This is a genomic window from Spiroplasma endosymbiont of Villa modesta (assembly GCF_964030925.1).
Taxonomy (GTDB): Bacteria; Bacillota_I; Bacilli_A; order Mycoplasmatales; family VBWQ01; genus Spiroplasma_E.
Window position 1 is genome coordinate 175,108 of sequence record NZ_OZ034992.1, and the last position, 26,194, is coordinate 201,301.

Below are 26,194 nucleotides of genomic sequence, written 5' to 3' on the forward strand. Positions count from 1 at the left end.
AATTTTAAAATTATAATTGACTTTTAAAAAATTTAATTACGGAATATGTCTTTAATAGCAAGTGATGTTTTTTATCAGGTACATAATTCATTTTCACTTCTTTCAATGCAAAATATTGAGAGATATGTAAAAAGTAAAAATCCAGATAACATTTCTCCTCCTATTGGTTCAATTGCTGAAATTGATAATTTACTAAATGATAATTTTTCTGAGTTTGTTGAAATATATAAGTTATTACCAATTGAATTTCAGAGTAGACCAGTCTATATTGTTTCTAAATTATTAAATCTTTTAGATAACTTTAAAAAAATAGAAATGAATAAACTTTTAGGACAAGAAATTATTATTGATGAAGAACATATGGCAAAAGTTTATCTTTCTCTATTAAACTTTTCAGATTATGAAGGATCTTTTTCACAATTTGTATGATTAACCAATGATTTAGAAATAAAATTATCAAAGTCTGTAAAAAATAGTAAAGAATTTAAAATATATAAACAAGAATTAGAAGATTTAAGGGTTAAATTTTGAAAATCGTATGATTTTACTACATTAATTAATGAATTAGTAAATGTTTATTTTCCTAGTGAAAAACAAGAAATTTTACCTAAATTTAGTTTAGAAGAACACTTTTTATTAGAAGAACAAATATTACAAACTAATATTCTTAAAGACAATGATAGTCATAATATAGCAAAATTAAAACTTATGAAAACTAATAATATATTAAAAACAAATCAGAAACTATCAGAAGGTTTTCAAAAAGAATTATCTGATGCATTTCAAATTTCAGAAGAAAGAGCAAAAATAAATTTAGGTAAATGAGAAGTTAATGATATTATTGCAGTTAATAGTTTGGTTAATATTGATGGTATTAAAGAAAATGAATTAGTCTATTTTAAGGTTTTACAAAAAAATAGAGATAATTTTACTGTTATTATTCAATATTTAAATTCAAAAAAAACATGAGACTATAAAATAAGAGATATTACAATTAATAATTGTAAATCATTTAATTTTACTTTTTCTAAAGAAAATCTAAACTTCCCAAGTCAAGAAGAAATCATTGATTCACAAACATTAATAAATGATTATATAACTTGAAAAGATAAAACAATACCAGAATATGTATTATTATTACTGGAAAAACTTAAAAAAATTAATGATCCAATTTTAGGTTTTGTAAAAGTTAATAACCAAAATTCTTTTAATTATTGAGAATGAGAAATTAATTTGCAAAAAATTAAAGAAAAATTATTAGAGATTATTGATAAAGAAATAATGAATGATAAGCAGTTAATAGAAGAAGGTCAATTGATACATTTAGAACGTTTAAGAAATAATGAAGATTTAAGATATGTTATTAGTAATAATATTTTAACGTTTGATTTTACTGAAAATAGTAAAGAAAAAATTAAAAGTTTAAAAGAAAATGTAAATAAAACAAGTGTTATATTTGATATTAGTTATCATTCAAATTTTTTAGGTAATTATAAGAAACAAACATCTGCAATTAATTTTAAAATTAATAGAGATAGTTCAATTGCAAAAAAAAGATTAGCAGCCATAAAAGAAGAGGTTAGCAAGATAAGAAATTCAGTAGTAGTAGTTAATAGTAAGATCAGAACCGTAACTAATGATTTACGTGACTTACACAATAGTATTCTTAATCTTTTACAAACTAAAAAACAAGAATGGGAAACATTAAGTAATCATACAAATTTAAATGTTCAATTTCAAAATCAACGAGTAATAGCAAAATTAAAATTAGATATTGAACAACTTAATGAACAATTAGTTAATATTAAAGATAAAATTTTTAAATTAAGTGACCAAAAAGTAGAAAATTCATTGTTTTATAATGATTATATAACTTTTATTAGATATTATGATCGAGTTACCGAAGATACACCTTCAGATATGAAAAAATATTTGTATTGAGATAAAAACTATCAAATTATTAAAAATAAGTTAAAAATATATAGTGGTTATAATAATTTTGATGATTATAAAACAGTGTCTTTAAATAAAATTAATAATATTAAAGATATTGACATTGAAAATTGTAAAAAATCTTTAGTAGAATTATCAAAAACAAAATTTAAAAAACTTAGTTGATGACAGAAAATAATAAATAAAATATCTTGAACATGAAAAAAACAAAAATAGCTATTAAGACAGTTAAAGAAAATAATACAAAAAATTTTGGAACTTTAATTGTAAATTTAAATGATAATAAAACATCAATAGATGAAATAAGCGTACCTTATCAAAGACAAAGTATACCACAGAACTATTACCAACATCTGAGCCTTGAGATGAATGAATAATTGAAAAAAACCTAAATTATCACGTTCAAATAGTACTGATAGTGCGATAAGTTCACTTTCTTCTGAATTTGAAGAAAATGATTATTCTATTATTGATATCGATAAAATATTAAGAGAACTTAATAGTTATAGTTTTCCACAGTATAGTGATTTAGAAAGCAGTACTGAATCATCTCGTCAAGAATTTAATCATTGTCTTACTAGAACAGCATCTAGTGATAGTGGCATTTGTTCTGGTCAGATTACTCCTAAACCAGTTAGTACAAATCCTTTTGATGATGAAAGCGATGATGAAGAACTTGCTGGTAATACTATTAATGAATCTAATAATTTAGTAAATACTGTACCATTACCATCCAAATCAACTTCAAAATTAAATTTTTCTTAATTGATAATTAATTTTATATTTTTCTTTATAATTTATATGATACGATGTAATCATATAAGTAAAAGAAACAGGTGTATATTATATGTTAACTGCTGGTATCGTTGGTTTACCTAATGTAGGTAAATCAACATTATTTAAAGCCATTACCAATTCACAAGTATTAATTGAAAATTATCCTTTCGCTACTATAAAACCAAATATTGGTAGCGTTCCAGTCAATGATTCAAGAATTTTAAATTTAATAAAAATCTTTAATCCACAAAAAATTGTACCAACAATTTTAGAATTACATGATATTGCCGGACTTGTCAAAGGTGCTAGTAAAGGTGAAGGATTAGGTAATCAATTTCTTGCTAATATTAGAACAGTTGATGCAATATGCGAAGTTATTCGTTGTTTTGATGATATTAATGTTAGTCATGTTGAAAATAAAATTGATCCAATTAATGATTTTGAAATTATTGAATTGGAATTAATGTTAGCTGATCAAGAAGTAATAAGTAAACGAAAAGAAAAAGTTCGTAAAAAATCGCAAATAACTAGAGATAAACAAGGTATTGCTGAGGTAGCTTTATTAGAAAAAATTAATAATGAATTAAACAATGGTGTTGCTATTCGTAATCAAAAGTTAAGTTCAGAAGAATTACTAATGATTAAACCTTATAATTTTTTAACTGCTAAACCAATAATTGTTATTGCTAATATTAATGAAAAAGATTTAATAACTAAAACCAATAAATATGTTGAACAATTACAACAATATATGAGCAAAAAAAATATTACTGTAATTGTTGTTTGTGCTAAGACAGAATGTGAACTTTCTGAATTTGAAGCAGAAGAAAAAAAAGAAATGTTTAAAGAGTTAAATATTTTTGAATCAGGAATTGATCAAATTGTATTAGCAACTTATAAACTATTAAATTTAGGTACTTATTTTACTGTTGGACCCAAAGAAGTTCATGCTTGAACTTTTATTAAAGGAATGAAAGCACCAGAGTGTGCTGGTATCATTCATACAGATTTCATGAAAGGTTTTATTAGACTTAAAGTTTATAATTATCAAGATATAGAATTATTGGGTAGTGAAAAAAATGTTCAGGAAAAGGGAAAAATGAGAGTTGAAGGTAAAAATTATATAGTTGAAGATGGTGATATTTGTCATTTCCTTTTTAATGTTTAGTTTTAAGATAATATTAATTATAAAAAGGTTATAGTTTTGTTATAATTAATTTGAAAATATACTAGCAAGAAAGGAAAAAATTATTATGTTAAAAAGTAATTTACAAAATCCTGATTCTGACATTCAAGAAAACAATTATGTTCCAAATAAAAAAACTAAAAAGTTTGATGTTTTTAATAAAATAAAAGTTTCAAGGGCTTTACTTTTTTGATCACCAATTGTGCAAATTATTGGTAGTATTGCTTTTTTAATACTATTAATAGTTAATGCATTTGTTGGGCAAAAAATGGGGTTTGAATTTAGTAAACTGCAATTAGCTTTATCATTATCATATGTTGGAATTGCAATTTTAGTCAGTATTATTTGTTTTATGATACCAGCAAAGAAACTTAAAAAGAAATCTTCATTTAGAATTACTGCTATTTCAACATTAATATTATCAACATTAATGTTAAGCGGTAGTCTAGTTTTTTGATCAATACCAGTATTACTATTTTTTTCATTAATATCATTAATTGTATGAATATGTGAAGTAATAGCAGCGATTATTTTAATTTTAGTAGTTGAAGAATTGCCTAATGAAAAATAAAGTAGGTGAAAATAATGAAAATTAAAGATTTAGATAATATTAAAAACAAAGAAACATATTTTATTCCATATGAACAAAAGACTAAAAATGCATATTTTGTTTATTTGGCAATATCAATAGTTCTTTTTTTATCAGTTTTTATTTTTTCTTTATTTGCTGCTATTAATGTATCAAAATATAAATTATATAATGTAAAACTTACTGATTTTAATTATCCTATTTTGATTTTATTTTATGCTCCAATTGTTTGTTTAATTGCAATTACTGTAAGTATGATTTTATTAATATTTGCTCCCAGAGTAAGTATTGTCTCTTCAAAGTATAGCAGTAGAATGTTTTATACTGCTTTTTGATTATTAATTCTTAGTGTAATGTTAAGTTCAGAAGTACAATTAACTTATATTTCACAATCTGGAATATTATATAATGAAAATTATCATTGAATTAATCCAATTATTGCAAGAATATTTATTATTTTTAGTCTTTTTTTAATTTTGATTACACAACTATTTTTTTGAATTATGCGTAGAAAGTTTACATTTATGAACTCAGATTATGAAATTTATACTACTAGAAGTATGGAAAAAAAACAAAGACGAATTAGAAAACAAGAATTAAAAAAAAATAAAAAACAAGAAAAGGAATTTAGTAAAAAAACTTTGAATATTAAATAAGGGGGGGCAGATTTATGAGAATTCGTAATTGGTGGTTTATTAGTTTTTATTTATTATTAAGCACATTTATTATTTATGAATTATTTTTTTTAATTGCTTTGTCAAAAAATACAGTTTTAAAAGATTTATATTATTATGGTTTTGAAATTGCAGAACCTTCACCAAGTTTTAATCCTTCAAGTTATACTGCAATTTATTATTTACCAGTAATAGGTTTAGTTGTAAGCAGTTTCGGTTTGATTAGTTGTATTTTTACGGCAAGAGTTTTTCTTGAAAAATCTCCTCGTTTTAAATTTGTATTTTTAGTTGTAAACTTTATAATTTTTGTTGTTGGATTTTTGATAAGTTTTTCTGGTCAATTGCTTTATTGTGAATGAAGTAATGATAGTGCACAAATAATACCTAATAGAGGAGGAACGATTGAAGTACCAAGCTTTTATTATAGAAATTGAGTTTCTTCAACTATTGTTTGATCAATTTTTGGTTTTTATTTTGCATTACTTGTTGCAGCAGTTATTTTATTACTTAAATTAAATTTAATTAATGTTCAAACATATCACTTTTATCGTCAACGTATTGAAGCAGCAATTGATTTTGAACCAGAATTAAAACAACCATTACCAAGTTCTAATGAATTTGATCCAAATGATACACAGACTATTACAATTTTTCTTGATGAAGAAGTAAATGAAAAATTACAATCTAAAACTAATCGTAAAAAAATAATGAAATCCTCTAAAAATAATAATAAAAAATTAAATTCTAAAAAAAAGACTAATAAAGTAGAAAAAAAAGTTAATAAGATTAAAAAATCTTAAATTAAATAAAGATGGTGAAAATATGAAAATTCGTGTACGATATGCACCTAGTCCTACTGGGTATTTACATATTGGTGGTGCTAGAACAGCATTATTTAATTATTTATTTGCAAAAAATAACAAAGGAGATTTTATAGTTAGAATTGAAGATACTGATTTAGAACGTAATATTGAAGATGGAATTAGTTCACAATTAGATAATTTACGTTGAATGGGAATAATTCCTGATGAAACTATTGATTTACCAGGTAAATATGGTCCTTATAAACAAACTGAACGTTTAAATATATATATTCAACATGCACTAATACTAATAAAAGAAAAAAAAGCATATTATTGTTTTTGTACACCTCAATATCTAGAAGAAATGCGTAAGAAACAAGCAGATAAAAATATTTTAGCTTTCCAGTATGATGGAACATGTTCAAAATTAGAGCAGTCTGTAATTGAAGAAAATTTACAAAATAAAATTTCATATGCTATTAGAGTTAAAATTCCCACTAATAAAAGTTATAAAATTAAAGATTTAGTTCGTGGTAATGTTGAATTTAATTCAGTAGACTTAGGAGATTATATTATTATTAAATCAAATGGAGTCGCTACTTATAATTTTGCTGTTGTTATTGATGATCATTTAATGGAAATAAGTCATGTTTTTCGTGGTGAAGAACATTTGTCAAATACACCAAAACAATTAGTTATTTATGAATATTTTAATTGGAAAATGCCAATTTTTGCCCACTTAACATTAATTGTTAATAATAAACGTAAAAAATTATCAAAACGTGATGGTAACATTATCCAATTTATTCATCAATATCGTAAAGAAGGATATTTGCCAGAAGCAATTTTTAATTTTATTGCTTTATTAGGATGAAGTTCGCATGAAGAAAAAGAAATTTATACTAAAGAACAATTAATTAAATTATTTACCCCAAAATATTTAAGTAAAGCACCAAGTATGTTTGATCCAGAAAAATTAGTGTGAATGAATAATTATTATATTAAAAGATTAAATGTTGAACAATACTTAGCTTTAGTTACACCTTTTATTAAAGAAAAATATAATTGAAATAGCAAAACTATTGAATGATGAAAAGAAGTATTATTAATTTATCAATCACAGTTAGAATATGGTAGTCAAATTAATGAATTGGTAAGTTTATTTTTTAAAAATAATTTTAAGGTAGATATAGAAGCAAAGACTTTTTTGAATGATAATGAATGTAACTTAGTTTGTACAGCATTTATTAAAAAGATTATTGATTGTAAAAATTGAACTAGTGATAATATTAAAAACATTATTAATGAAGTTAAAAAAGAAACTAATGTTAACGGTAAATTATTATTTATGCCAATTAGAATTATTACAACAGGACAAATGCATGGACCTGATTTAGTTAGCACCATTAAACTATTAGGTTATGATACCATTATTAATAATGTTAAATTAAATTTTAAATATTAAAGAAAAATAAATATTATTACTTATACTAGAAAATATAATATTTGCTTTTGTTATAAATAAAAATTATAAAATTGTTCTTTTTACTCAAAATAATTACTAAAATAGAAGAAAAATTTTATATTATGTTACTATTAAAATAAAAAAATAATAATACCTAAAATTTATAAGATATTAATGAGAGGTTAAAATTTATGTCAAGCAATAATTATAAAGTAACTTTTATTCGTGACGCTATACACAAAAATATTAATATCAGCGAACCCGTTATTCAGGCGTTAATATCTTGTAAAGAATTTCAAAGATTAAGATGAATTAATCAACTTGGTGGTGTGCAAATTGCTTTTCCTAATGCAACTCATACTAGATATGTTCATAGTATCGGTGTTTACCATATATTAAATCGTGTTCTTAGTGAAGTTGAAGGCTCTTCTTTATTAACTAAAGAGGAAAAAACAAACATTAAAATTGCTGGTTTATTACATGATTTAGGACACGGTCCTTTTTCACACACTTTTGAAAAAATCATAAACCTTAATGTTAATAAAAAAGAAAATTTTACTCATGAAGATTATACTTGTGCTATTATTAATGATAATAGTACTGAAATTAACATGATTTTAAAACAATTTAATATTAATATTAATGCTATTATTGGTATCCTTAAGAAGGATTATAAAAATTATCCTAAATATCAAATTCAATTGGTATCATCGCAATTAGATTGTGATCGTATTGATTATTTAATGCGTGATGGATATTTTACAGGAGTTGGTTATGGAAGTATTGATATTGATTGAATTATTACGAATATGATAATTGATATTAAAGAGGGTTTAGTTTTTTCATACAAGGCAATTTCTGCTATTGAAAATTATTTAATCACAAGGTTCCATATGTATTCTCAAGTTTATTATCATAAAAGTGGAATTCTTTTTGATCTTAATTTACAAAAATTATTTTCAAGAATAACTGAATTATATTTTGATAAAACTTATTCATTTAAAGTCAATATTCATGATTTTATTGCTATTTTTGAGGGAAAAAGCGTTGAAATACAAACATATTTAAATTGAACAGATGCTACTTTAATTAAGTTAATGCAAGATATTATTAATTTTGAAAAAGATAATGAGTTAGTAAAAATATCAAAAGTAATTTTATTTTGTTTTAACTGAGAAAATGAATTGTTGTTATTAACAAGTGAAAATAACACTAATGTTATTGGTGTTAAACAAGATTTAAAAAATTTACTTTATTATTTTAAAAAAGATCCAATTATTATTAAAACAAAAAACGAAGAATATATTACTTTAGAAAAAATCTCACAAATTTTGCAAGATCCAATTAAAGCACCAAATACAATTTATTTTTTAAAAAAGAAATAGAAATTTAAAAGTATTATAAAATGAGGTAATTATGAAAATTTTAAAATCAATTAATAAAATTTTTGAGTATCCAAATATTTTAGATTTAACGTCAGGAGATTTTTACTTAAATTCACATGAGTATCATTTAGCAACGCAAGAAGTAATAGTGATATTGGGTGTATTAATTAATAAAGAAAAAATTGAAAATGCTATTAAAACTTTAAATTTTACTTGAATAAATTTTAAAGAAAAAGTAATTGTTTATTTTTCTATTTTTGCCTACCTTATAATAGGTAATGAATATAATGATTTAAAATCAGTTAAAATAAATCAAATTAAATTTAAAGATAATACGTTAAAAATTAAATTTAAAGAAAAATTACTTACAATGATTAATAAGTTTCCAAGAACTTTGCATTTAACTAATGTTTTGGGTAATGATAATGATCGCGCTAATATGTATGCAGTTAACGCTATTTTAAATATTAAAAAAGGGATTGGATATGATAATTTTCATATTACTCTTTTTTCAGTATATCAATCGTTAGAATTAAAATTAAAGCATTGTTTAAGAAAATATATTCAAGTTGAACCTTCAGCTAGTAAGAAAAAATTTAATTTTCATAATTTAATACGATTGATTAAATTAATTAGTACTACAAGAGTTGAAAGTGAGGAAATGAGTAAAATATTATTAAACTTAAGAGAACGTTTGCGTTATTTTGAACAAATTAATCCTGGCGGTCAAGCAGCAAGATATGAAGCTGAGATAAATCATAATTATTTTCATAATTTAAATTCGTATATAATTAATGAACAAGAATTACTAAGTAATTTTGTCAAGGCTTTAAGTTTATTACAAGAATTATATTTAAAATTAATAGAATTATATAAAGATGATAATACTAAAGTTAAAATGCAAAAAAAATTGATTTAGAATTAGTTAAAGTTTCAGGAATTAAAATCGAAGATGATCCAAAAAAAAATAATGATAAATTAAGAAATGTGCTTGATAATCAAATTTTTGGTAACTATCAAGAATTAATTGATTTAAATTACAATGATGTTGCTATTTTGGAATTTTTAATCAGAATTGGATTTATACAGTATGTTAATGATACAATTGAACAACTTTTATAAAAAAGTATTTATTTTTACTTTTTTATATGATATAAATTAAATTTATGAGTATAATATTTTAGATATTGAAAGGGGTCTGAACTGTGGACAGTTATGTTATTAATGAACTCACTACTATTATTCTTGATGCAGTAGCATTTGCAAATTATGAAATAGAATTGAATCAGGTTGTTATTGAAATTAATAAAAATAATGACTTAGGTGATTATTCTACATCAATAGCAATGATATTAGCAAAAAAATATAAACAAAAACCATTAGACATTGCTGAAATTATAGTTAAAAATATTCATCAGAAACACCCATTAATTAAAAAAATTGATTATATTACTCCTGGTTTTATTAATATTAATATTAATGTTGAAGTATTTAGTTTGTTATTAATGAAAATTATTAATGAGAAATCATTATATGGTCAATCTAATAAAAAAAATATTACTTATAATATTGAATTTATTAGTGCTAATCCAACCGGACTTTTACATTTAGGACATGCAAGAAATGCGGCTATTGGTGATAGTTTAGCTAATATATTAGAACATAGAGGATATAATATAGTTAGAGAATACTATATTAATGATGCTGGTAATCAAATTAATGTTTTGGCCAATTCAATTTTCATAAATTATCAAAATCTTTGTGGCAATGCTGTTGAATTACCAAAAGAAAGTTATCGTGGTTCTGAAATTTTAGCTGCTGCACAATCATTTTTGAAATTAAATGGTAATAAATTTGCAAATAAACCTTTTGATGAAACTTCTTCTTTAATTTTTAAAGAATTTGGTATTAATTATATGCTTTCAGAAATTAAAAAAGATTTAAAAAAATTTAAAGTTAAAATTAATATTTGATTTTCTGAATCATTTTTATATAAAGAAAATATTATTTCTAATTTAATCAAACAATTTGAAATGCAAGGCAATACTTATCAACTTGATGGTGCTATTTTTTTAAAAACTACTTTATTTGAAGATGATAAAGATCGTGTAATTGTTAAGAAAGACAAAACTTATACATATATGCTTCCTGACTTAGCTTATCATCATATTAAATTTCAACGTAGTGATGTGTTAATTAATATTTGAGGAGCAGATCATTATGGCTATATTCCACGAATTAAAGCGGGATTATATATGCTTAATAATGATGCCACTAAACTTGATATTTTATGTATGCAAATGGTAAAGGTTATTGATAATGGTAAAGAACAAAAAATGTCAAAAAGAGCAGGAACATCAATAACTTTAAGACATATGATAGATTTAATTGGAAAGGATGCTTTACGTTATTTTTTAGTATCAAGATCAGTTGAATCACATCTTGATATTGATTTAGCACTTGCTAAACAACAATCTAACGAAAATCCTGTTTATTATGCTCAATATGTTCATGCGCGTATAAATCAAATTATAGAGAATTATCCAAAATTTGAAATTGCAAATAGTATTAATTTATTAACAGAACAAAAGGAAAAAGAATTATTGATTACATTAGATGAATATATAATTATTTTGCAAAAAATTGAAAAACAGCATCAACCACATTTGCTTACAAATTATATTCAAAAATTAGCTAAGTTATTTCATTCTTATTATAATAAACATAAAGTTATTAGTGAAGATCAACAATTAACAATTCAACGATTAACATTAGTTTTAGCAATAAAACAAATAATGGCAAATGCTTTAAATTTAATTGGTGTGGATGCGCCTAAAAAGATGTAAAAAATATATTTTTTATTATTTATAATATACAATTTAGAAGGTGATTAAGAAATGCAAAACAAACAAACATTAGTAGAAGTAGCATATAGTTTTTTATGCAAAAAGAAAAAAAGCAGTTTTAATGAAATTTGAACACATGTTAAAAAACAATGTAATATTTCTAAAGAAGATGAAGAAAAAATTGCTGGTGAACTTTATACTGGAATTATTTTAAATACCAATTTTTTCTTAAAAAATGATAAACTTTGATATCCACGTAATGAAGTCTCATTAGAGGAAATTAAAAAACATATGACAAGAGTAGAAATTCCAAGTAATACAAAAGAAGAAATTGATAGTACTGAAACAGTTACAGATAATGATGAAACTATAGATTTAAGTGAAGACGTAGAAGATGAAGATGATGATTTAAATACCATTAGTATTCAACCATTAGAAGATAGTTATGATGATGAATAATAATGATATTATTTTAATATTTAGGAGAAAACTAATGAATTCAAAGTATATATTTATTACTGGTGGTGTTGTATCATCTTTAGGTAAAGGAATTACAGCAGCATCGCTTGGGCGTATATTAAAGCAAAAAAATATTAAGATTTTTATGCAAAAATTTGACCCTTATATTAATGTTGACCCAGGTACTATGAGTCCTTATCAACATGGTGAAGTATATGTAACTAGTGATGGTGCTGAAACTGATTTAGATTTAGGTCATTATGAACGTTTTATTGATGAAAATCTGACTAGAGACTCCAATATTACTGCCGGAAAAGTATACCAAACTGTTTTAAAAAAGGAACGCGATGGTTTTTATGAAGGGAAAACTGTACAAGTTGTACCACATGTTACTGATGAAATTAAAAAACATATTTTTAATTCCGCAATTAATAGTAAGGCTGATGTTATTATTACCGAAATTGGTGGAACAGTTGGTGATATTGAATCATTAGCTTTTATTGAAGCCATTAGACAAGTTAAAAACGAAAAAGGTCATGAAAATGTTATTGTTATTCATACTACATTAATTCCTTATTTACATTCGGTTGGTGAATTTAAAACGAAACCCAGTCAACATTCAGTAAAAGAAATATTATCATTAGGTATTCAACCTGATATTTTGGTTTGTCGTAGTGAAACTATGCCACCTGATCATATTTTTGATAAATTATCTTTATTTTGTAATATTAAACGCAGGCATGTTTTAGCAATTCCTGATTGTGATAATATTTATAAAGTGCCATTATCTTTAGAACAACAAAAAATTGATGAAGTAGTTTCAGAATTATTAAAATTAAATAAAACTAAACCAGATATGGCAGAATGACATACAATTGTTAAAAAGTTAGATAATATTAATCAAGAAGTTACTGTTGGTATTGTGGCAAAATATTCGAATTTAAGTGATGCTTACTTATCAGTAATTGAATCATTGAAAATTGCAGGTTATAGTCTTAATACTAAAGTTAATTATAAAATTATTAACGCTGAAAGTTTAGATAGTAAAAACATTAATTCTATGCTTTCTCCTTTCCAAGCAATAATTGTTCCTGGTGGTTTTGGTAATCGTGGTGTTGAAGGCAAAATCAATGCAATTAATTATACTCGAGTTAATAAAGTTCCTTTCTTGGGATTATGTTTAGGTATGCAGTTAGCTTGTATTGAATATGCTCGTAATGTATGTAATTTACAAGATGCTAATTCTACTGAATTTAATGAAAAAACTAAAAATCCTATTTTTGATTTATTACGTGGCAAAAATAAAAATGATCAAATCGGGGGAACTTTAAGATTGGGTAATTATCCAACCACTTTAATTGATGATTCATTAGCAAAATCTCTTTATAAACAAACTATTATTATTGAACGTCATCGTCATCGTTATGAATTTAATAATAGTTATAAAACATTACTTGCAAAAAATGGATTAATTTTTAGTGGTATATATAATAAAGAAGATTTGGTAGAAGTGATTGAGTTGCCAAAAGAAGTACATCCATTCTTTATTGCAAGTCAGTTTCATCCTGAGTTCACATCAAGAATTAATAAACCAAATCCTTTATTTTTAGGATTAATTAAAAGTATTATTAAAAAATAATGATAAAGTAAGAAAATTTAATTTTAAAATTGTTATAATTTTTATGAATTGTATATTCTCAAAATATATATGCAACTAGATTTTTTATGAAAATATATAATATAAGGTTATAATATTTTAAGAAAGAAGGAAAAGAAATGAATAAATTTGTTAGTGCAAAAAATATGATTGATAAAGCAAAAGCAGGTAAATATGCCGTTGCTCACTTTAATATTAATAATTTAGAATGAACAAGATCTATTCTTGAAGTTGCACAAGAAACTAAATCATCTGTTATTTTAGGTGTTTCAGAAGGTGCTATTAAATACATGGGTGGATTTAACACAGTTGCTAGTATGACTTTAGCGTTATTGAATGATTTAAATATTACTATTCCAGTGGCATTACATTTAGATCATGGTCAATCAGTAGATTCTTGTAAGAAAGCATTAGATGCTGGTTTTAGTTCTGTTATGTTTGATGGTTCTCATTTAGATTTTAATGAAAATATAAAAGGTACCAAAGAAGTAGTTGCTTATGCTAAGAAAAAAAATGCATCTGTTGAAGCAGAAGCAGGTACTATTGGTGGTGAAGAAGATGGAGTTATTGGTAGTGGTGAGATTGCTAGTGAAGAAGATTGTAAATCATTAGCAGCTTTAGGAATTGACTTTTTAGCAGCCGGAATAAATAATATTCATGGAAAGTATCCTAAAAATTGAGATGGTTTAAATTTTGATGTGTTAAAAAATTTATCAGTAGCTTCAAATAAGCTAATGGTATTACATGGTGGTTCTGGAATTCCAAAAGATCAGGTTAAAAAAGCTATTAATTTAGGAATTAGTAAAATTAATGTTAATACTGAATTACAAGAAGTGTTCGCCGCAGCTATTGAAAAATATGTTACGGAAGGAAAACTTAATGAAGATAAAGGGTTTGATCCTAGAAAAATTTTTAAGCCAGGAATGGAAGCAATTAAACTTAAAGCTAAAGAGTTATTAACAGAATTTGGTTCATTAGGAAAATCTTAAAAAAATGGTCATATTAATAATAATATGACCATTTTTAAATAATTTTCCTTAAATTAAGATAAATTTCAAATATGAAAATTACTTTTATTATCAATAACTTGTGATATTTTTTCATTACTTAAAATATCAATTATTACTTCAGCCTTAATAGCAACTTTCGCGTCTAACATATGACCACCAATTACGTTAAAATTATCATCACCAAAAGTAGTATGGCAATGAATAATTGGTTTATTTCTATCTTTTTCATCTCAAATGATTGTTCCAATTGTTGATAACAATTCATATTGTTCAAGAAAAGTTTTTTTTACATAATCAGTACTTTTTTTAGGAATATAGCCTAAAGTGACATTAGTAATAGCACCAATCATTTGGAATTGTGCCATTCCTATATTTTCTTTAATAGCAAATTGCTCTAAAGTTTTAATAATCATTTCATCTTTTTCAATAATTAATGCATACTTATTTCCGATCATTTTTTTAATTTTCATAATAAGGACATATTCCGTAATTAAATTTAATTAATTGTCAATAAAATTGTTTTAAAACTATTTAGTGTTATTGAATATAGAAATAAATATTTTTTGAAAAAATAGTTTAAAAAATGAGTTTACATTTTAAACAAAAAATTGTTAATAATATTTTTATATTAACTCGATAAAAATTTAAATTTTAAAAAAATATTTTTAATATTTTTTTTATTTTAATGGTTTTATTTTATTAAAAATTTCACAAAGTAAGTTAAATCTTAAGTACATAAGTCTAAATTTAGATTTTCTACATTTATTTACTAAAATTTTGAATCTTTTCAATCAAGCAAAGACATGTTCAACTTTAATTCTAATTTTAGATACAATCTTATTGTATTTTCTTTCTTGTTTAGTTAATTTTTTATTTTTAGTTCTTTTAATTGGTATTATTGTATTTTATAAATATTTTGTATACCTTGATATCCTAAATCACCAATAATTATTGTTTTTTCTGAAAATTCAAGATTTGAATTTTTTAATATTTGAAAATCATGCACTTTACCATTATCAGCAAAAATATCAACAATTTTTTTATTAAAAAAATCATATACAATTTGAAATTTTATAGAATACATTCAACTTTTACCAGAAAAATATTCTAACTGTAGTTTTTTTTAGTTGGTCTTTCAATTTCAATCTCAGTTGAAACAATTAAATAAAATTGAAATTCATTTGAATTTTCTTGTTTTTTATCAATTTTTAATTTATATCTTTCTTTTAAAAATTGGTAATCTTTGTGGTTACTAAGTTTATTTTCTACTCAAGTAATATTTCGAAAACAACTTGATGGGCTCATTTTAGATTTAATACTCATTTGAAAAAAAGTATAATATTCTTTTCAGTATAATAAAGTCATCATTAATCTTTCTTCTACTGAAAGTTTATTTTTTCGACCTTTATTTTTTTCTAATTTTTCTATTTCAATTAATTTTTCTAACATTTCATTAAAATGAAAACGTTTTATACCAAAATATCTGTAAAATTCTTCATTTTTTAATTTTTTTAAATTTTCAAAAATCATTTTTATCAACACTTTTCTAAATTTATTGTTAATAACAAAATTATAAAATAAATTTTAAAATTATTAATTGACTTTTAAAAAATTTAATTACGGAATATGTCTTAAGAATCGGACGTATAAGTTTAACCCATAGAATTCAATAACATTTACAATATAACTTGAAAATTCTATGATTTGTTAATTAAATTATACCATAAAATTTAAAAATACTAAAAAATATAATTTAAAAAATACATTTAAATAACACAAAAATACTAATCTTAAAATTAGAATTAAAAAATATGAAGTTTTAACTTATTAAGTACTATTAATATAACTTCTAGTGTTTAAATAATTTGCTTTTGCTATTAACATATTATTTAATGTTTGATAATTATATATTTTTGCTCCATTAGTTAAAGATTTTAAAAAATGATATACATCACTTTCAGCACTACAACCAATATTTCAAGAAGCATTCTGATTTACAATACCATGAGCATTATTTTTAAAATAATTATAAGTTTTTTCATTAACATTAGGTTTTAAAAAAGAAAGTAATTCATTACAATCACCACTTGAAAAATTAGTAGCACCCTCAATATATTTAGTTCAATCATGAGTTTCTTTTTTCTTACCTCGAGTTCCAACAAAAGACTTTCATAAATAACTAAATGCATGAAACTTATCTAAAATATAATAACATCCCAATCAACTTGCCATTGCTTTAATTCATAATGCACCATCACCAGCAACAACTAAATTATAATTATGATATTCTCATTGAACACCTAATATATTTAAATTAATATCATAATGATTAAGAATAGTTTGTGTTGTAAATTGATATAATTCATGTTGATTTAAACCATTACCAATTTTAAATAACATAAATGAAGTTATTTTCTTATCTAATTTATTTCTATATGAATAAATTTCTTTTCTTCCTAAATTAAAAGTTAAAAGTCTACAACAATATTGTTGCTTTAAACCATTCTCATCTCAACAAGTTACAAAAGCATCATCTGCACATATATTTAATTTTTGATTATCTAATACTTTAAATTTTTGTTCTGGTATTCATTTTTCAATTTTTGCTTCTTTAAAAATCCTTGAAATAAGATTTTTAGAAAAAGAAGTATATTTAAATTCTGATTGAATATTAAAATAACCTTTTTTACTTATTAAATTTTCAATTAAATTATCTAATATATCAAAATATAAATCATTAGTAATTCTTGCTCTTTTTTTAATACCAAATTCTTCATAAATTGGATAATAATATTTTTTATTAATTGTATCTCAATAAACTCTTTGTCTAAAAGTTCCTATTCCAATTGGAGTATTTACTGTTCTATTCACTCTTGAATCAATTTTATATTGATTTTTATCTCTATTTAGAAAAAAATATTCATCATAATCATGGATTTTTTGAAAATATTTTGCTAAAATATTAGTGATTTCAGATTTTAGAAATTCTTTAAAAATAAACATTTTTTCAACACCTTTCTATTGATTTTTTGTCCTAACTATTCTAACAAATTTACTAAATTATTGTTGAAAAATGTTTCGTTTTAAAGTATAATATTAACAAACGTTTAATAACTTGAAAATTCTATTTACGTTTAAAAGATAACTTTTATTAGTTATCTTTTCTTTTTTAATAAAATAATGTACAATAAAGAAAAATAGAAATAGAAAAGGAAAATAAAAATGTTAAAATTGGGTGAATGACCACTATTAGCAATAGCGCTTTCAATATATTTAATAATATTTGCACTAGTATTAATCGGTGTAAAAGGAACTAATTTATGTCATAGACAAAAAAAAATGGGTATATTTTTTATGTTTATTTCATTAAATATTATTGGTTTATTTTGAGCAAATAAAATATTTAAAAAAGAAAATCCAAATTTTAAATTTTGAAAAACTATAAGAGATATTTTTAAAATTAAGAGAAAAAATAAAAAAATAGCAGTATAATGCTATTTTTTGTTATAATTATATTATAAAAATTAAAATTAAATAAAAAAATATATGAAGTAATTAATAAAGTTAATAAGTTATTACGCGGAAGTTCTAACTTAAAGATTATATTAATTATAGCATAAATTTTTGCGTTTTAAAAGCATATGAAAGGAGATTTTATGTGCAAGAAGAAAAAATAAAAATAAGAACAATTTTTAATGATGCAAAAGCATTAAGAGAAAAATTAGAAGAATATTTTAATCATTGTGAACAAACTGAAGAAGTACCAACTAAAATTGGTATGTTAGTTTATTTAGATATTACAGAAAATACTCTTTATAGTTGAAAACAAAAAAAGAGAAATACTTTTTTACAACAAATTAATTGAGCATATTTACAAATACGTCATATTAATACACAAAGATATTTAAAAGCAAATGCAAATAATACTGCATGATATTTAGAAAGAGCATTTGTGAAAGAATATCATTTATCTACAAAAATTGATATAAAAAGTAGTGATAATACAGCCCCTATAGCAATTAGTTTAGAAAATAAAGGTAAGAATAAATGTTAAGTAATTTTGGTTATTTATTAGATATTGCTAAAAGAATGTATTTAAAACAACCTTTAAATATTACTAAAATTAAACAATTAGGTAGTCGTAAATCTGGTAAAACATTTAGTGATATTGAATTTCTTGGTATTTTATTAATGTTAGAAAATATTAATATTCATGCTTATTTAATTCGTAATATGTCAAAACAATTAAATGATAGTTGACAAGAATTAAAGCAAATTATTAGAGCAACCTATCCTAGTATTAATTTTATTATTAGTGAAACTAAAAAAACTATTGAATTTAATGGTAGTAAAATAACTTGTAAATATTTACATTCACAAGATAATAGTAATGTTAAATTAACTGGATTAGCAAGTAATTATTTATATGATTATGTAATTATATGAAGTGATGAAAGATATGAAATTACTGAAAATGATTATCAAGATTTAAAAGATGCAATAAGAGGTGCAAATCAATTATTAGAAATTGAAAGTTGTAATCCTTGGTCAATTCTTAATGAATTTATTAAAAAAACTATAAATGCTTGTCCACAAAATGAAAAACAAATTATTAATGAATATGAACAATTTACTATTATTGATAATACTATTTATCATTATCAAAATTGAAAATTAAATACTCATTTAAAAGATAGTGATAAGCATCAATTATTAGAAATAGAAAAATTAGACCCAATATCTGCAAGAGTAAGAAGTCATGGATTAGTAGGTTATGAATCTGGTGGAATATATTCACATCTTATTCATAAGATATCACGTTTATTACAACCAAGTTATAGATTTAGTGCTGGATTAGATTATGGGTTTAAAGATGATGCTTTAGCATGTGTATTAATAGGTTTTGATTATAATTTTAAATTTGTTAATGTTATTGATTGTTTAAAAATAGAAAATAAATTAATACGTTATGATAATAAGCAATTAGCAAGATTAGTAGTAGAGTTTTATATTAAATTAGCAAAAGAAAATAATTTGTTATATGAATATGGTTTAACTGTATATTGTGATTTTAGTAATTATACATTTATTGAAATGTTAAATGATACAGCAATTAAATATCAAGTTAATTCATGGCTATATTTTAAAGATTGTGTGAAATTAAGACTTGAGTTTAGAATAGGTAAGAATGTTGCTTTAATGGCATCAGAACGCTTAAATATTAGTATGAATGCACAATCATTATTAGATGAATTTAGATTGGCTGTATGAGACCCTAAAAGTATTAAACAAATACCATTAGCGGGTAATGACCATTTACGTGATGCATTTGATTATGCTATAGAACCATATATTAGAAATTTAAGTGCAAATATAAATCCTTATTTTGAAAGGAAGTAACATATGAATAATCATAATACTGAAATATTAACTCCTAATTGATGTATGATAAATCTTCAAGAAATTATAGCAAATCATGCTTCTAAATTACTTTGGGGTAATGGTTATACTTTAACAAGTGAAGATGATGATTATAAAAGAGCAATTGAAAAATTAAAAGAATGAAATAATTTTGATTCATTATTTTATCAAGATTGTCATATTAAATCTGGTTATGGTTATAGTATTGTTCAAATTGATAGAAGTAAAACTGGTAGAATTTCATTAAATTTTGCTCAACCATATGCTCAATCAAGAGTAGCAAGAGTATTAGAAACTGAATATAGTGCATCAACATGGTCAAGGTTACAATATGATGACCAAAGTATTTATGTTAAAACAACATATACTCAAAATCAAATAATTAGATATTTTACTAGTGATTTTATTACATTAGATGGTTTACAAGAAAAAATAAGTGATGATTTAAAATTACCATTAATAGAAAATCATAATTTAGGTATTATTCCAGTTAAATTTATGCAAAATTTGCCTAAAAAGAATTTCTTTGGTGGAGTTATTGGTGATTATTATCCAGATATGACACCAATTAAAAAATTACAAGAATTATTAAATAAAACATTTGAATCAATTAACCATGAACTTGAATGTAATGTTACTCGTGTATTTTTAGATATTACTGAACAAGAAATAAATCAATCTAAAACTGCTTTTGATTTAAAAAAATTAATAGGTAAATTTATTTTACAAGCAAATTTAAGAAGTTTAGGAAGTACTAGTGGAACACCACCAATTGCAATATTACAAGGTAATCCAATATTAGATAAATATGCAGATTTTATACAATTTATTATTGATAAAGCATTTGAGGGTAGTGGATATAGTCCAGTAAATGATACTACAAGTCAAAAAACAGAAGCAGAAGTATTAATTACTAATTCAAGAGATATGGAAACTACAAGAATTAAAAGAACTTTAAATCAAAGTGATTGAAATGAAATATTTCAAAGATGTTTTATATTAATGGGATTAGATGGTGATAAATCTAAATGAACATTTGAAATTAAAGAAAATACTATTATAGATAGATTAAAATCATTAGAAATTAATGAGAGAAAATTAGCATTAGATTTAACTAACAGAAAACGTATTCTTGTGCAAGAAGAAGGTGTTAGTGAAGAAGAAGCAATGAACATTCTTGAAGAAAATAGAAGAATGAGAAAAGAAGAAATTGATTTTGATAATAAGTTAGTAAAAGATATTGATGGAGAAACTAAAAATGATACCGAAAATAAATCATCAATTAATTAAAACAGTTTGAAAATCAACTGGTGAAATTGAAAAAGATTTTACACAAAATAAAGATTTACAATTTCGTGTATGTCCTTTTACTATTATTTTAGGTGCTATAAATTCAACAGAAACGGGATATAAACCACCAACTTCAATACCTAATGATTATACTAGTTTTAGTAAAATCTTTACTGGTAGAGAAGCAATATTATCTGTATGAGATAATAGTTTTGATTTAATAGAACCAGATTTAAAAACAATAGATTCTACTGGTAAAAAGGTTTTAAAAGTTGGTGATGTATTTTATGGAAATATTTTAAGTGACCAATTAGGTATTACTTATTCAGCAACTCCCAATGATAATAGTTTCATTCAAGAACAAGCAATTAAAAATGTAGTTATTAATATTCCAAATGAACCAAAGAATTTTAATTTTATTAATAATATTGTTTCAAATTTATATAAGTTATATATGATTCCAGAAATTAATAAAGTTATAAATAATGATAAATCAATTAAAGTTGATAGACAATGATATATTCTTGAAGTTGCAAGTAAAACTTATAATAATGAAAATAAAGAATTAGCATATATTCAATGTACTTTTAGTAGTTTAAATGATAAATTATCAACAAGTGGTTTAGCAATTAATCAATATGTGCAATTAGGTGCAGTTGGTGAGCCAGTTGCAATACCTACATTGGATTTAAACAACAATATTATATTAGACCAAGATTACTTGCCACCAAGACCAGTTACACATGCACAAATTACTTTTTATGGAACAGTTGGAAAAATAGGAATTGGATTATGGGGTAGAAATATTAATAAAAATGATAATAAAGAAATTACTATGAATCCTACACATTTAATTTTTCCTTTAAATTATCAAGCATCTACATATGACCCAGTTAGTTTTAGTGCTTTGCCAGAAACTAATTATGTTTTAACAGTAGGAGCAAAATCAACAGTTGATACTTATCAACAATGGCAAGAAGTAATAGCACCAATGTATGATGATGGTGCGAAAAAAACTTTTGAAGGTCATATATTAACTGATGTTGAAAAAACAACATCTACAAACAAAATTGACACTGAAACTGGTAAATATATTCCTTATTGAGATAGCAATTTTTTAAATGGAGTAAACTTAGATACTGATAAATTTTATACTATTGGTAATCCTTATTTTGTATATTTTAATAAAAATAATAAAAAAATAAGAGGTCAAATTAATGGTTATATTATTAATAATTTAAAATTTAAAAATTTAAGAAATTTAAATGCTTTAATGTATTTTATTTATAATTCTATGAATGAAATCCCTTTATCAATAAGAGAAACGGTTAAAATTCAATTAAATACTATACCAGTATTTGGCAGTTTTTTTAGTGGGTTTACTGGTGGGATGAATATAGGATTTAAAAAAGTTTCAAATTTATTAATACCAAGATTTGATATTGTTAATTTTTTTATGAGTGCAGAATTATATAAATTTTATACAAACGTTATTTATTCAAGTGCAAAAGAAAAAAATATTATGCCGTATGATGTTTTTAGAAATGGCACACCCGATTCATTACCAGCAATTTTAGGAACATCAAGTCATATGACAAGTTTTACGTTTAATTTAACGGATAACATTAAACTTTCAACTTATGATATTGATAATAATAATATTGTTGATAGTAAATATATGAATCTAGTTAATATATCACAAATTAATCCAAATAATAATCAACAAATCTATTTATTACCACCAGTAGAAGATTTTGACTTACAATCACCAATTTTTGGTAATGATAATTATAGTGGTTTTTATATAGATATGATTGATATTTTAGTTCAAGGAAAATGTAATTTCAAATTAACATTTTATAGTATGCCAAATGATTACGAAGGGGCTGTAAGTGATGATTTTAGTATTTGAGCAGGAACGTATCAAACAGTTGGTAAAGCAAGTGGTAATATAAGATTAATTAAGAATAATTTTTTATTAGCAAATAATACTTATAGTTTTAAAAATAAATATAATTATCCAAAAGCAGTTAATCCACCACCACCAACAGAAATACCACATTCAATATTCATAGATTTATCTGGTAAAGCATTAAATAATCATTTTACTTCTCCGTTTGTATCAGATATTTCTAAACGTTATCAATATTTTATTTATCCAAATAATACTAATTATCAGTCATGAATAAAAGATATTTCAATTGATATAACAGAATATGGTTATCAAAATATACAAGATTTTCTCAACGATTATAAAAATTTGGAATTAAATTGAAATATTAGTATATCGGCAATTGAAGGAAATAAAAATAATACCTTTAATAGTAGTAATTCATTTATCATTCCTGATTTAAAAGATATACCTCAATTCATAGGAGAATATATACCTTATTTTCATGAAAATAATCCAGAAACTTACTATCACTATAATGATAATCAAGAACACGAAGGAAATAATTGTAAGTTTAAAGTAGAAATTCTTTTATATCCTAGTTTAAAAGATTATTATATAAAAAATGAACTTGATAGTAATAAATATTATTCAGTATTAATTGGAGATACAAATAATAATGCTAGTGCAGATGATAAAAGAGTCACTTTTATACAGGTATGATTAGTTATGTCTTTTGTAGGTACTAAACTAAACATAACTATAAATTTAATTAGTAGTTTACATATTAATACAGATTATTTAACTAGTGAAATAATTAGCAATATTAACTTTAATAATATACAAATTTCACCAAGAGTGACATAACAATTAAAAAGGTGGTGGTAATTATGTTAAATGAAAATGAAATGAAAGAAGGTAATAATATGGAAGAAAAAGAAAAAGATGAAGAACAAGAAACTGAATCAAATTCAACAGAAACTGAATCAAAACCCGAAGAAAATGAATCAAAACAAGTAGAAACTGAATCAAAAGAACCAGAAACTGAAGAATCTAAAGAACCAACTTTAGAAGATAAATATAAAGAATTAGAAGAAAAATATAATGCTTTATATAAAGAAAAAACTGATAAAGATAGAGAAATTAGACATTCAGAAAGTTATAAAAAATATGATTTATCACAAGAAAATATTAATTTATTAAAAAGATATCTTGGAGATAAAGATGATATTGAAGAAGAATTATCATTATTAAATAAAGATTTTCCACATTTATTTAATAAAAATAAAGATACAAATATTAGTAATTCTTTAGATGTAAAAGATAAATTTAAAGAAAATAAAAAAGAAGATGTAGATAGTAGTACATTCGGAATGGTAGGTTAAATATGACTATTAAAGAATTTAATAAAAAATATGAAAATATTCAAAGTGATTATCCTGATATTTTTAATATTACTAGAAGTACTCGTATAGAAATAATAAATACTTTAGAAAGTATTAAAGGATATGAAAAAAGTATCAATTGTTTAGAAAAAATACTTAATTTTGAAAAACAAGTATTAAATGATTTAAAACAAATTAAAGGAGAATAAATATGGCAATTATTACAACACAATCAACAACAATTAATGACCCTAGTACACCTAGTGGTAAAGCAGATTTATCAGTTAAATATCTTAAAAATTTAAAAGTTTTATTATCAAAAAGAGTAGCATTAATTAATGCAACAGTAGAGAATAGAGAACAATTAGATGCTGGTACTGCTATTTATGATGTTACAAAACGTAATATTACACAAGATTATAAACGTGGTGCTGGTGAAAATGATGTAACAGCAATTAGAACAGAACAAATTCTTTTAAATAAATCAAAAGAAATTAATTATGAAATTGAAACATTAGATTTAAAAAGATTAGGTGCTAAATTTGAAGATGGTGGAATTACTATGGGTGATAGTTATGTTTCTGGTTGAATTGATGCAAAAGCAAAATCAGTAGAAGTATATTTAGTTGCTAAATTACTTCAATTAGCAGTTAAAACAGCAAACGAAAATGGCATTATTAATATTACATTACCAACTAATCCTAAAACAGATGATTATAGAGCATTATTATGATTAAAAATCTCAACTACATTAGCAACTTTAAAAGCAAGAATTACTGATGAATATATTGGTACAAATGAAGAAGATTATACATTATGAGTATCTAGTTTTTTTAAACCGTTAGTTTTATTAGCAAATGCTAATTTAGGTAGTGAAAGTTCTAGTGAAGCATTAGCTAGTGGTAAAGTATTAGAAATTGGTGGTATTAAAATTATAGAATGTCCATGATTAGGAAGAAATTATCCAGCTGGAGTTATTGATAAACAAGAAGGATTTGACTTTAGGGGTTGTGATGCTGTATTAGTGCATAAAGAAGCATTGGCATTTCCGTTTAATCGTGGTCTTGATAATACATTTATTTTACAAACTAATGGTAATATTAAAAACTTTCATAAGTTTTTAGTAAGTGATGGTAAAGCATTAAGACCAGATTTAGTTAAAGGATTTACAGTTACTTCAAGTATAGATATTGCAACAGCAATTGAATTTACTAATTTAGGTGCTATTACTATGGCTGGTGCAACACCAACTGCAGATGAAGTAGAAAAAGCAGTTATTGCTAAAAATCCTAATTATCGAAAAGGTAATGCTAATTTTTCAGATTTAACAGCAACAAGTGCTAATGTTGAAGGTAAAAATTTATATGATGGTTCTTTACAAGTAACTTTTACAAAGAAGTAAT

The 26,194-nt window shown here is 23.2% G+C and carries 25 protein-coding genes; 21 read left to right on the forward strand and 4 right to left on the reverse strand.

The features are described from left to right. Nucleotides 1-45 precede the first annotated feature (45 nt). From AAHM89_RS01105 to fba, 13 genes are all read left to right on the forward strand, one after another. Entirely contained in the window at nt 46-2,169 is a 2,124-nt protein-coding gene (locus AAHM89_RS01105) for a hypothetical protein (protein ID WP_342266690.1), read from the forward strand. Between the two features lie 153 nt (nt 2,170-2,322). Then, a complete protein-coding gene (locus AAHM89_RS01110; protein WP_338958809.1) occupies nt 2,323-2,718 on the forward strand; it encodes a hypothetical protein in 396 nt (131 codons plus the stop codon). An 82-nt stretch (nt 2,719-2,800) separates the two neighbouring features. After that, nucleotides 2,801-3,898, forward strand: a complete 1,098-nt coding sequence (ychF, locus tag AAHM89_RS01115) for a redox-regulated ATPase YchF (protein ID WP_342266691.1) — start codon at nt 2,801-2,803, stop codon at nt 3,896-3,898. Nucleotides 3,899-3,983: 85 nt separating this feature from the next. Then, nucleotides 3,984-4,487: a hypothetical protein gene (locus AAHM89_RS01120; RefSeq protein ID WP_342266692.1), complete on the forward strand. Its 504-nt coding sequence runs from the start codon at nt 3,984-3,986 to the stop codon at nt 4,485-4,487. A gap of 14 nt (nt 4,488-4,501) precedes the next feature. Further along, the gene (locus AAHM89_RS01125; RefSeq protein WP_342266693.1) at nt 4,502-5,161 is read left to right on the forward strand and encodes a hypothetical protein; all 660 of its coding nucleotides are present in this window, start codon (nt 4,502-4,504) and stop codon (nt 5,159-5,161) included. Between the two features lie 14 nt (nt 5,162-5,175). Continuing rightward, nucleotides 5,176-5,979, forward strand: a complete 804-nt coding sequence (locus AAHM89_RS01130) for a hypothetical protein (protein ID WP_342266694.1) — start codon at nt 5,176-5,178, stop codon at nt 5,977-5,979. 22 nt (nt 5,980-6,001) lie between these two features. Then, nucleotides 6,002-7,447, forward strand: coding sequence for a glutamate--tRNA ligase (gene gltX, locus AAHM89_RS01135; protein WP_342266695.1), 1,446 nt, complete (start codon nt 6,002-6,004; stop codon nt 7,445-7,447). 191 nt (nt 7,448-7,638) lie between these two features. Next, a complete protein-coding gene (locus tag AAHM89_RS01140; RefSeq protein ID WP_342266696.1) occupies nt 7,639-8,832 on the forward strand; it encodes an HD domain-containing protein in 1,194 nt (397 codons plus the stop codon). A gap of 31 nt (nt 8,833-8,863) precedes the next feature. Then, the gene (locus tag AAHM89_RS01145) at nt 8,864-9,751 is read left to right on the forward strand and encodes a hypothetical protein (RefSeq protein ID WP_342266697.1); all 888 of its coding nucleotides are present in this window, start codon (nt 8,864-8,866) and stop codon (nt 9,749-9,751) included. A gap of 286 nt (nt 9,752-10,037) precedes the next feature. Continuing rightward, a complete protein-coding gene (argS, locus tag AAHM89_RS01150; RefSeq protein ID WP_338988087.1) occupies nt 10,038-11,678 on the forward strand; it encodes an arginine--tRNA ligase in 1,641 nt (546 codons plus the stop codon). Nucleotides 11,679-11,729: 51 nt separating this feature from the next. Then, nucleotides 11,730-12,137, forward strand: coding sequence for a DNA-directed RNA polymerase subunit delta (rpoE, locus tag AAHM89_RS01155; protein WP_342266698.1), 408 nt, complete (start codon nt 11,730-11,732; stop codon nt 12,135-12,137). A gap of 34 nt (nt 12,138-12,171) precedes the next feature. Further along, nucleotides 12,172-13,776 (forward strand): CTP synthase, encoded by a 1,605-nt coding sequence (locus AAHM89_RS01160; protein ID WP_342266699.1) that lies wholly within the window; start codon nt 12,172-12,174, stop codon nt 13,774-13,776. Nucleotides 13,777-13,913: 137 nt separating this feature from the next. After that, entirely contained in the window at nt 13,914-14,783 is an 870-nt protein-coding gene (fba, locus tag AAHM89_RS01165; protein WP_342266700.1) for a class II fructose-1,6-bisphosphate aldolase, read from the forward strand. A gap of 53 nt (nt 14,784-14,836) precedes the next feature. Here fba and AAHM89_RS01170 read toward each other — a convergent pair whose 3' ends face one another. The 4 genes from AAHM89_RS01170 to AAHM89_RS01185 form a co-directional block, all read right to left on the reverse strand. Next, entirely contained in the window at nt 14,837-15,274 is a 438-nt protein-coding gene (locus tag AAHM89_RS01170; protein WP_338977998.1) for a PPC domain-containing DNA-binding protein, read from the reverse strand. A gap of 425 nt (nt 15,275-15,699) precedes the next feature. Beyond that, the gene (locus AAHM89_RS01175) at nt 15,700-15,888 is read right to left on the reverse strand and encodes a transposase (RefSeq protein ID WP_342266701.1); all 189 of its coding nucleotides are present in this window, start codon (nt 15,886-15,888) and stop codon (nt 15,700-15,702) included. Nucleotides 15,889-15,911: 23 nt separating this feature from the next. Then, complete coding sequence (locus AAHM89_RS01180) at nt 15,912-16,334, reverse strand: transposase family protein (protein WP_342266702.1); 423 nt, start codon at nt 16,332-16,334, stop codon at nt 15,912-15,914. A gap of 297 nt (nt 16,335-16,631) precedes the next feature. After that, nucleotides 16,632-17,807, reverse strand: coding sequence for an Mbov_0401 family ICE element transposase-like protein (locus AAHM89_RS01185; protein ID WP_342266703.1), 1,176 nt, complete (start codon nt 17,805-17,807; stop codon nt 16,632-16,634). A gap of 219 nt (nt 17,808-18,026) precedes the next feature. Between AAHM89_RS01185 and AAHM89_RS01190 the strand changes: the two genes are divergently transcribed. From AAHM89_RS01190 to AAHM89_RS01225, 8 genes are all read left to right on the forward strand, one after another. Then, entirely contained in the window at nt 18,027-18,296 is a 270-nt protein-coding gene (locus AAHM89_RS01190) for a hypothetical protein (RefSeq protein WP_342266704.1), read from the forward strand. Between the two features lie 166 nt (nt 18,297-18,462). Continuing rightward, on the forward strand, nt 18,463-18,858 hold the full coding sequence (locus AAHM89_RS01195) for a terminase small subunit (RefSeq protein ID WP_342266705.1): 396 nt from the start codon (nt 18,463-18,465) through the stop codon (nt 18,856-18,858). After that, nucleotides 18,852-20,204: a phage terminase large subunit gene (locus AAHM89_RS01200; RefSeq protein ID WP_342266094.1), complete on the forward strand. Its 1,353-nt coding sequence runs from the start codon at nt 18,852-18,854 to the stop codon at nt 20,202-20,204. The genes AAHM89_RS01195 and AAHM89_RS01200 overlap by 7 nt, the downstream gene beginning before the upstream one ends. A gap of 3 nt (nt 20,205-20,207) precedes the next feature. Then, nucleotides 20,208-21,515 (forward strand): hypothetical protein, encoded by a 1,308-nt coding sequence (locus AAHM89_RS01205; protein ID WP_342266706.1) that lies wholly within the window; start codon nt 20,208-20,210, stop codon nt 21,513-21,515. Then, nucleotides 21,484-24,273, forward strand: a complete 2,790-nt coding sequence (locus AAHM89_RS01210) for a hypothetical protein (protein ID WP_342266707.1) — start codon at nt 21,484-21,486, stop codon at nt 24,271-24,273. Before AAHM89_RS01205 ends, AAHM89_RS01210 begins: the two co-directional genes overlap by 32 nt. Before the next feature lie 23 nt (nt 24,274-24,296). Continuing rightward, a complete protein-coding gene (locus tag AAHM89_RS01215; RefSeq protein WP_342266708.1) occupies nt 24,297-24,791 on the forward strand; it encodes a hypothetical protein in 495 nt (164 codons plus the stop codon). Between the two features lie 2 nt (nt 24,792-24,793). Beyond that, nucleotides 24,794-25,000: a hypothetical protein gene (locus AAHM89_RS01220; RefSeq protein WP_342265899.1), complete on the forward strand. Its 207-nt coding sequence runs from the start codon at nt 24,794-24,796 to the stop codon at nt 24,998-25,000. A gap of 2 nt (nt 25,001-25,002) precedes the next feature. Beyond that, nucleotides 25,003-26,193: a hypothetical protein gene (locus AAHM89_RS01225; protein ID WP_342265898.1), complete on the forward strand. Its 1,191-nt coding sequence runs from the start codon at nt 25,003-25,005 to the stop codon at nt 26,191-26,193. Nucleotide 26,194 lies beyond the last annotated feature (1 nt).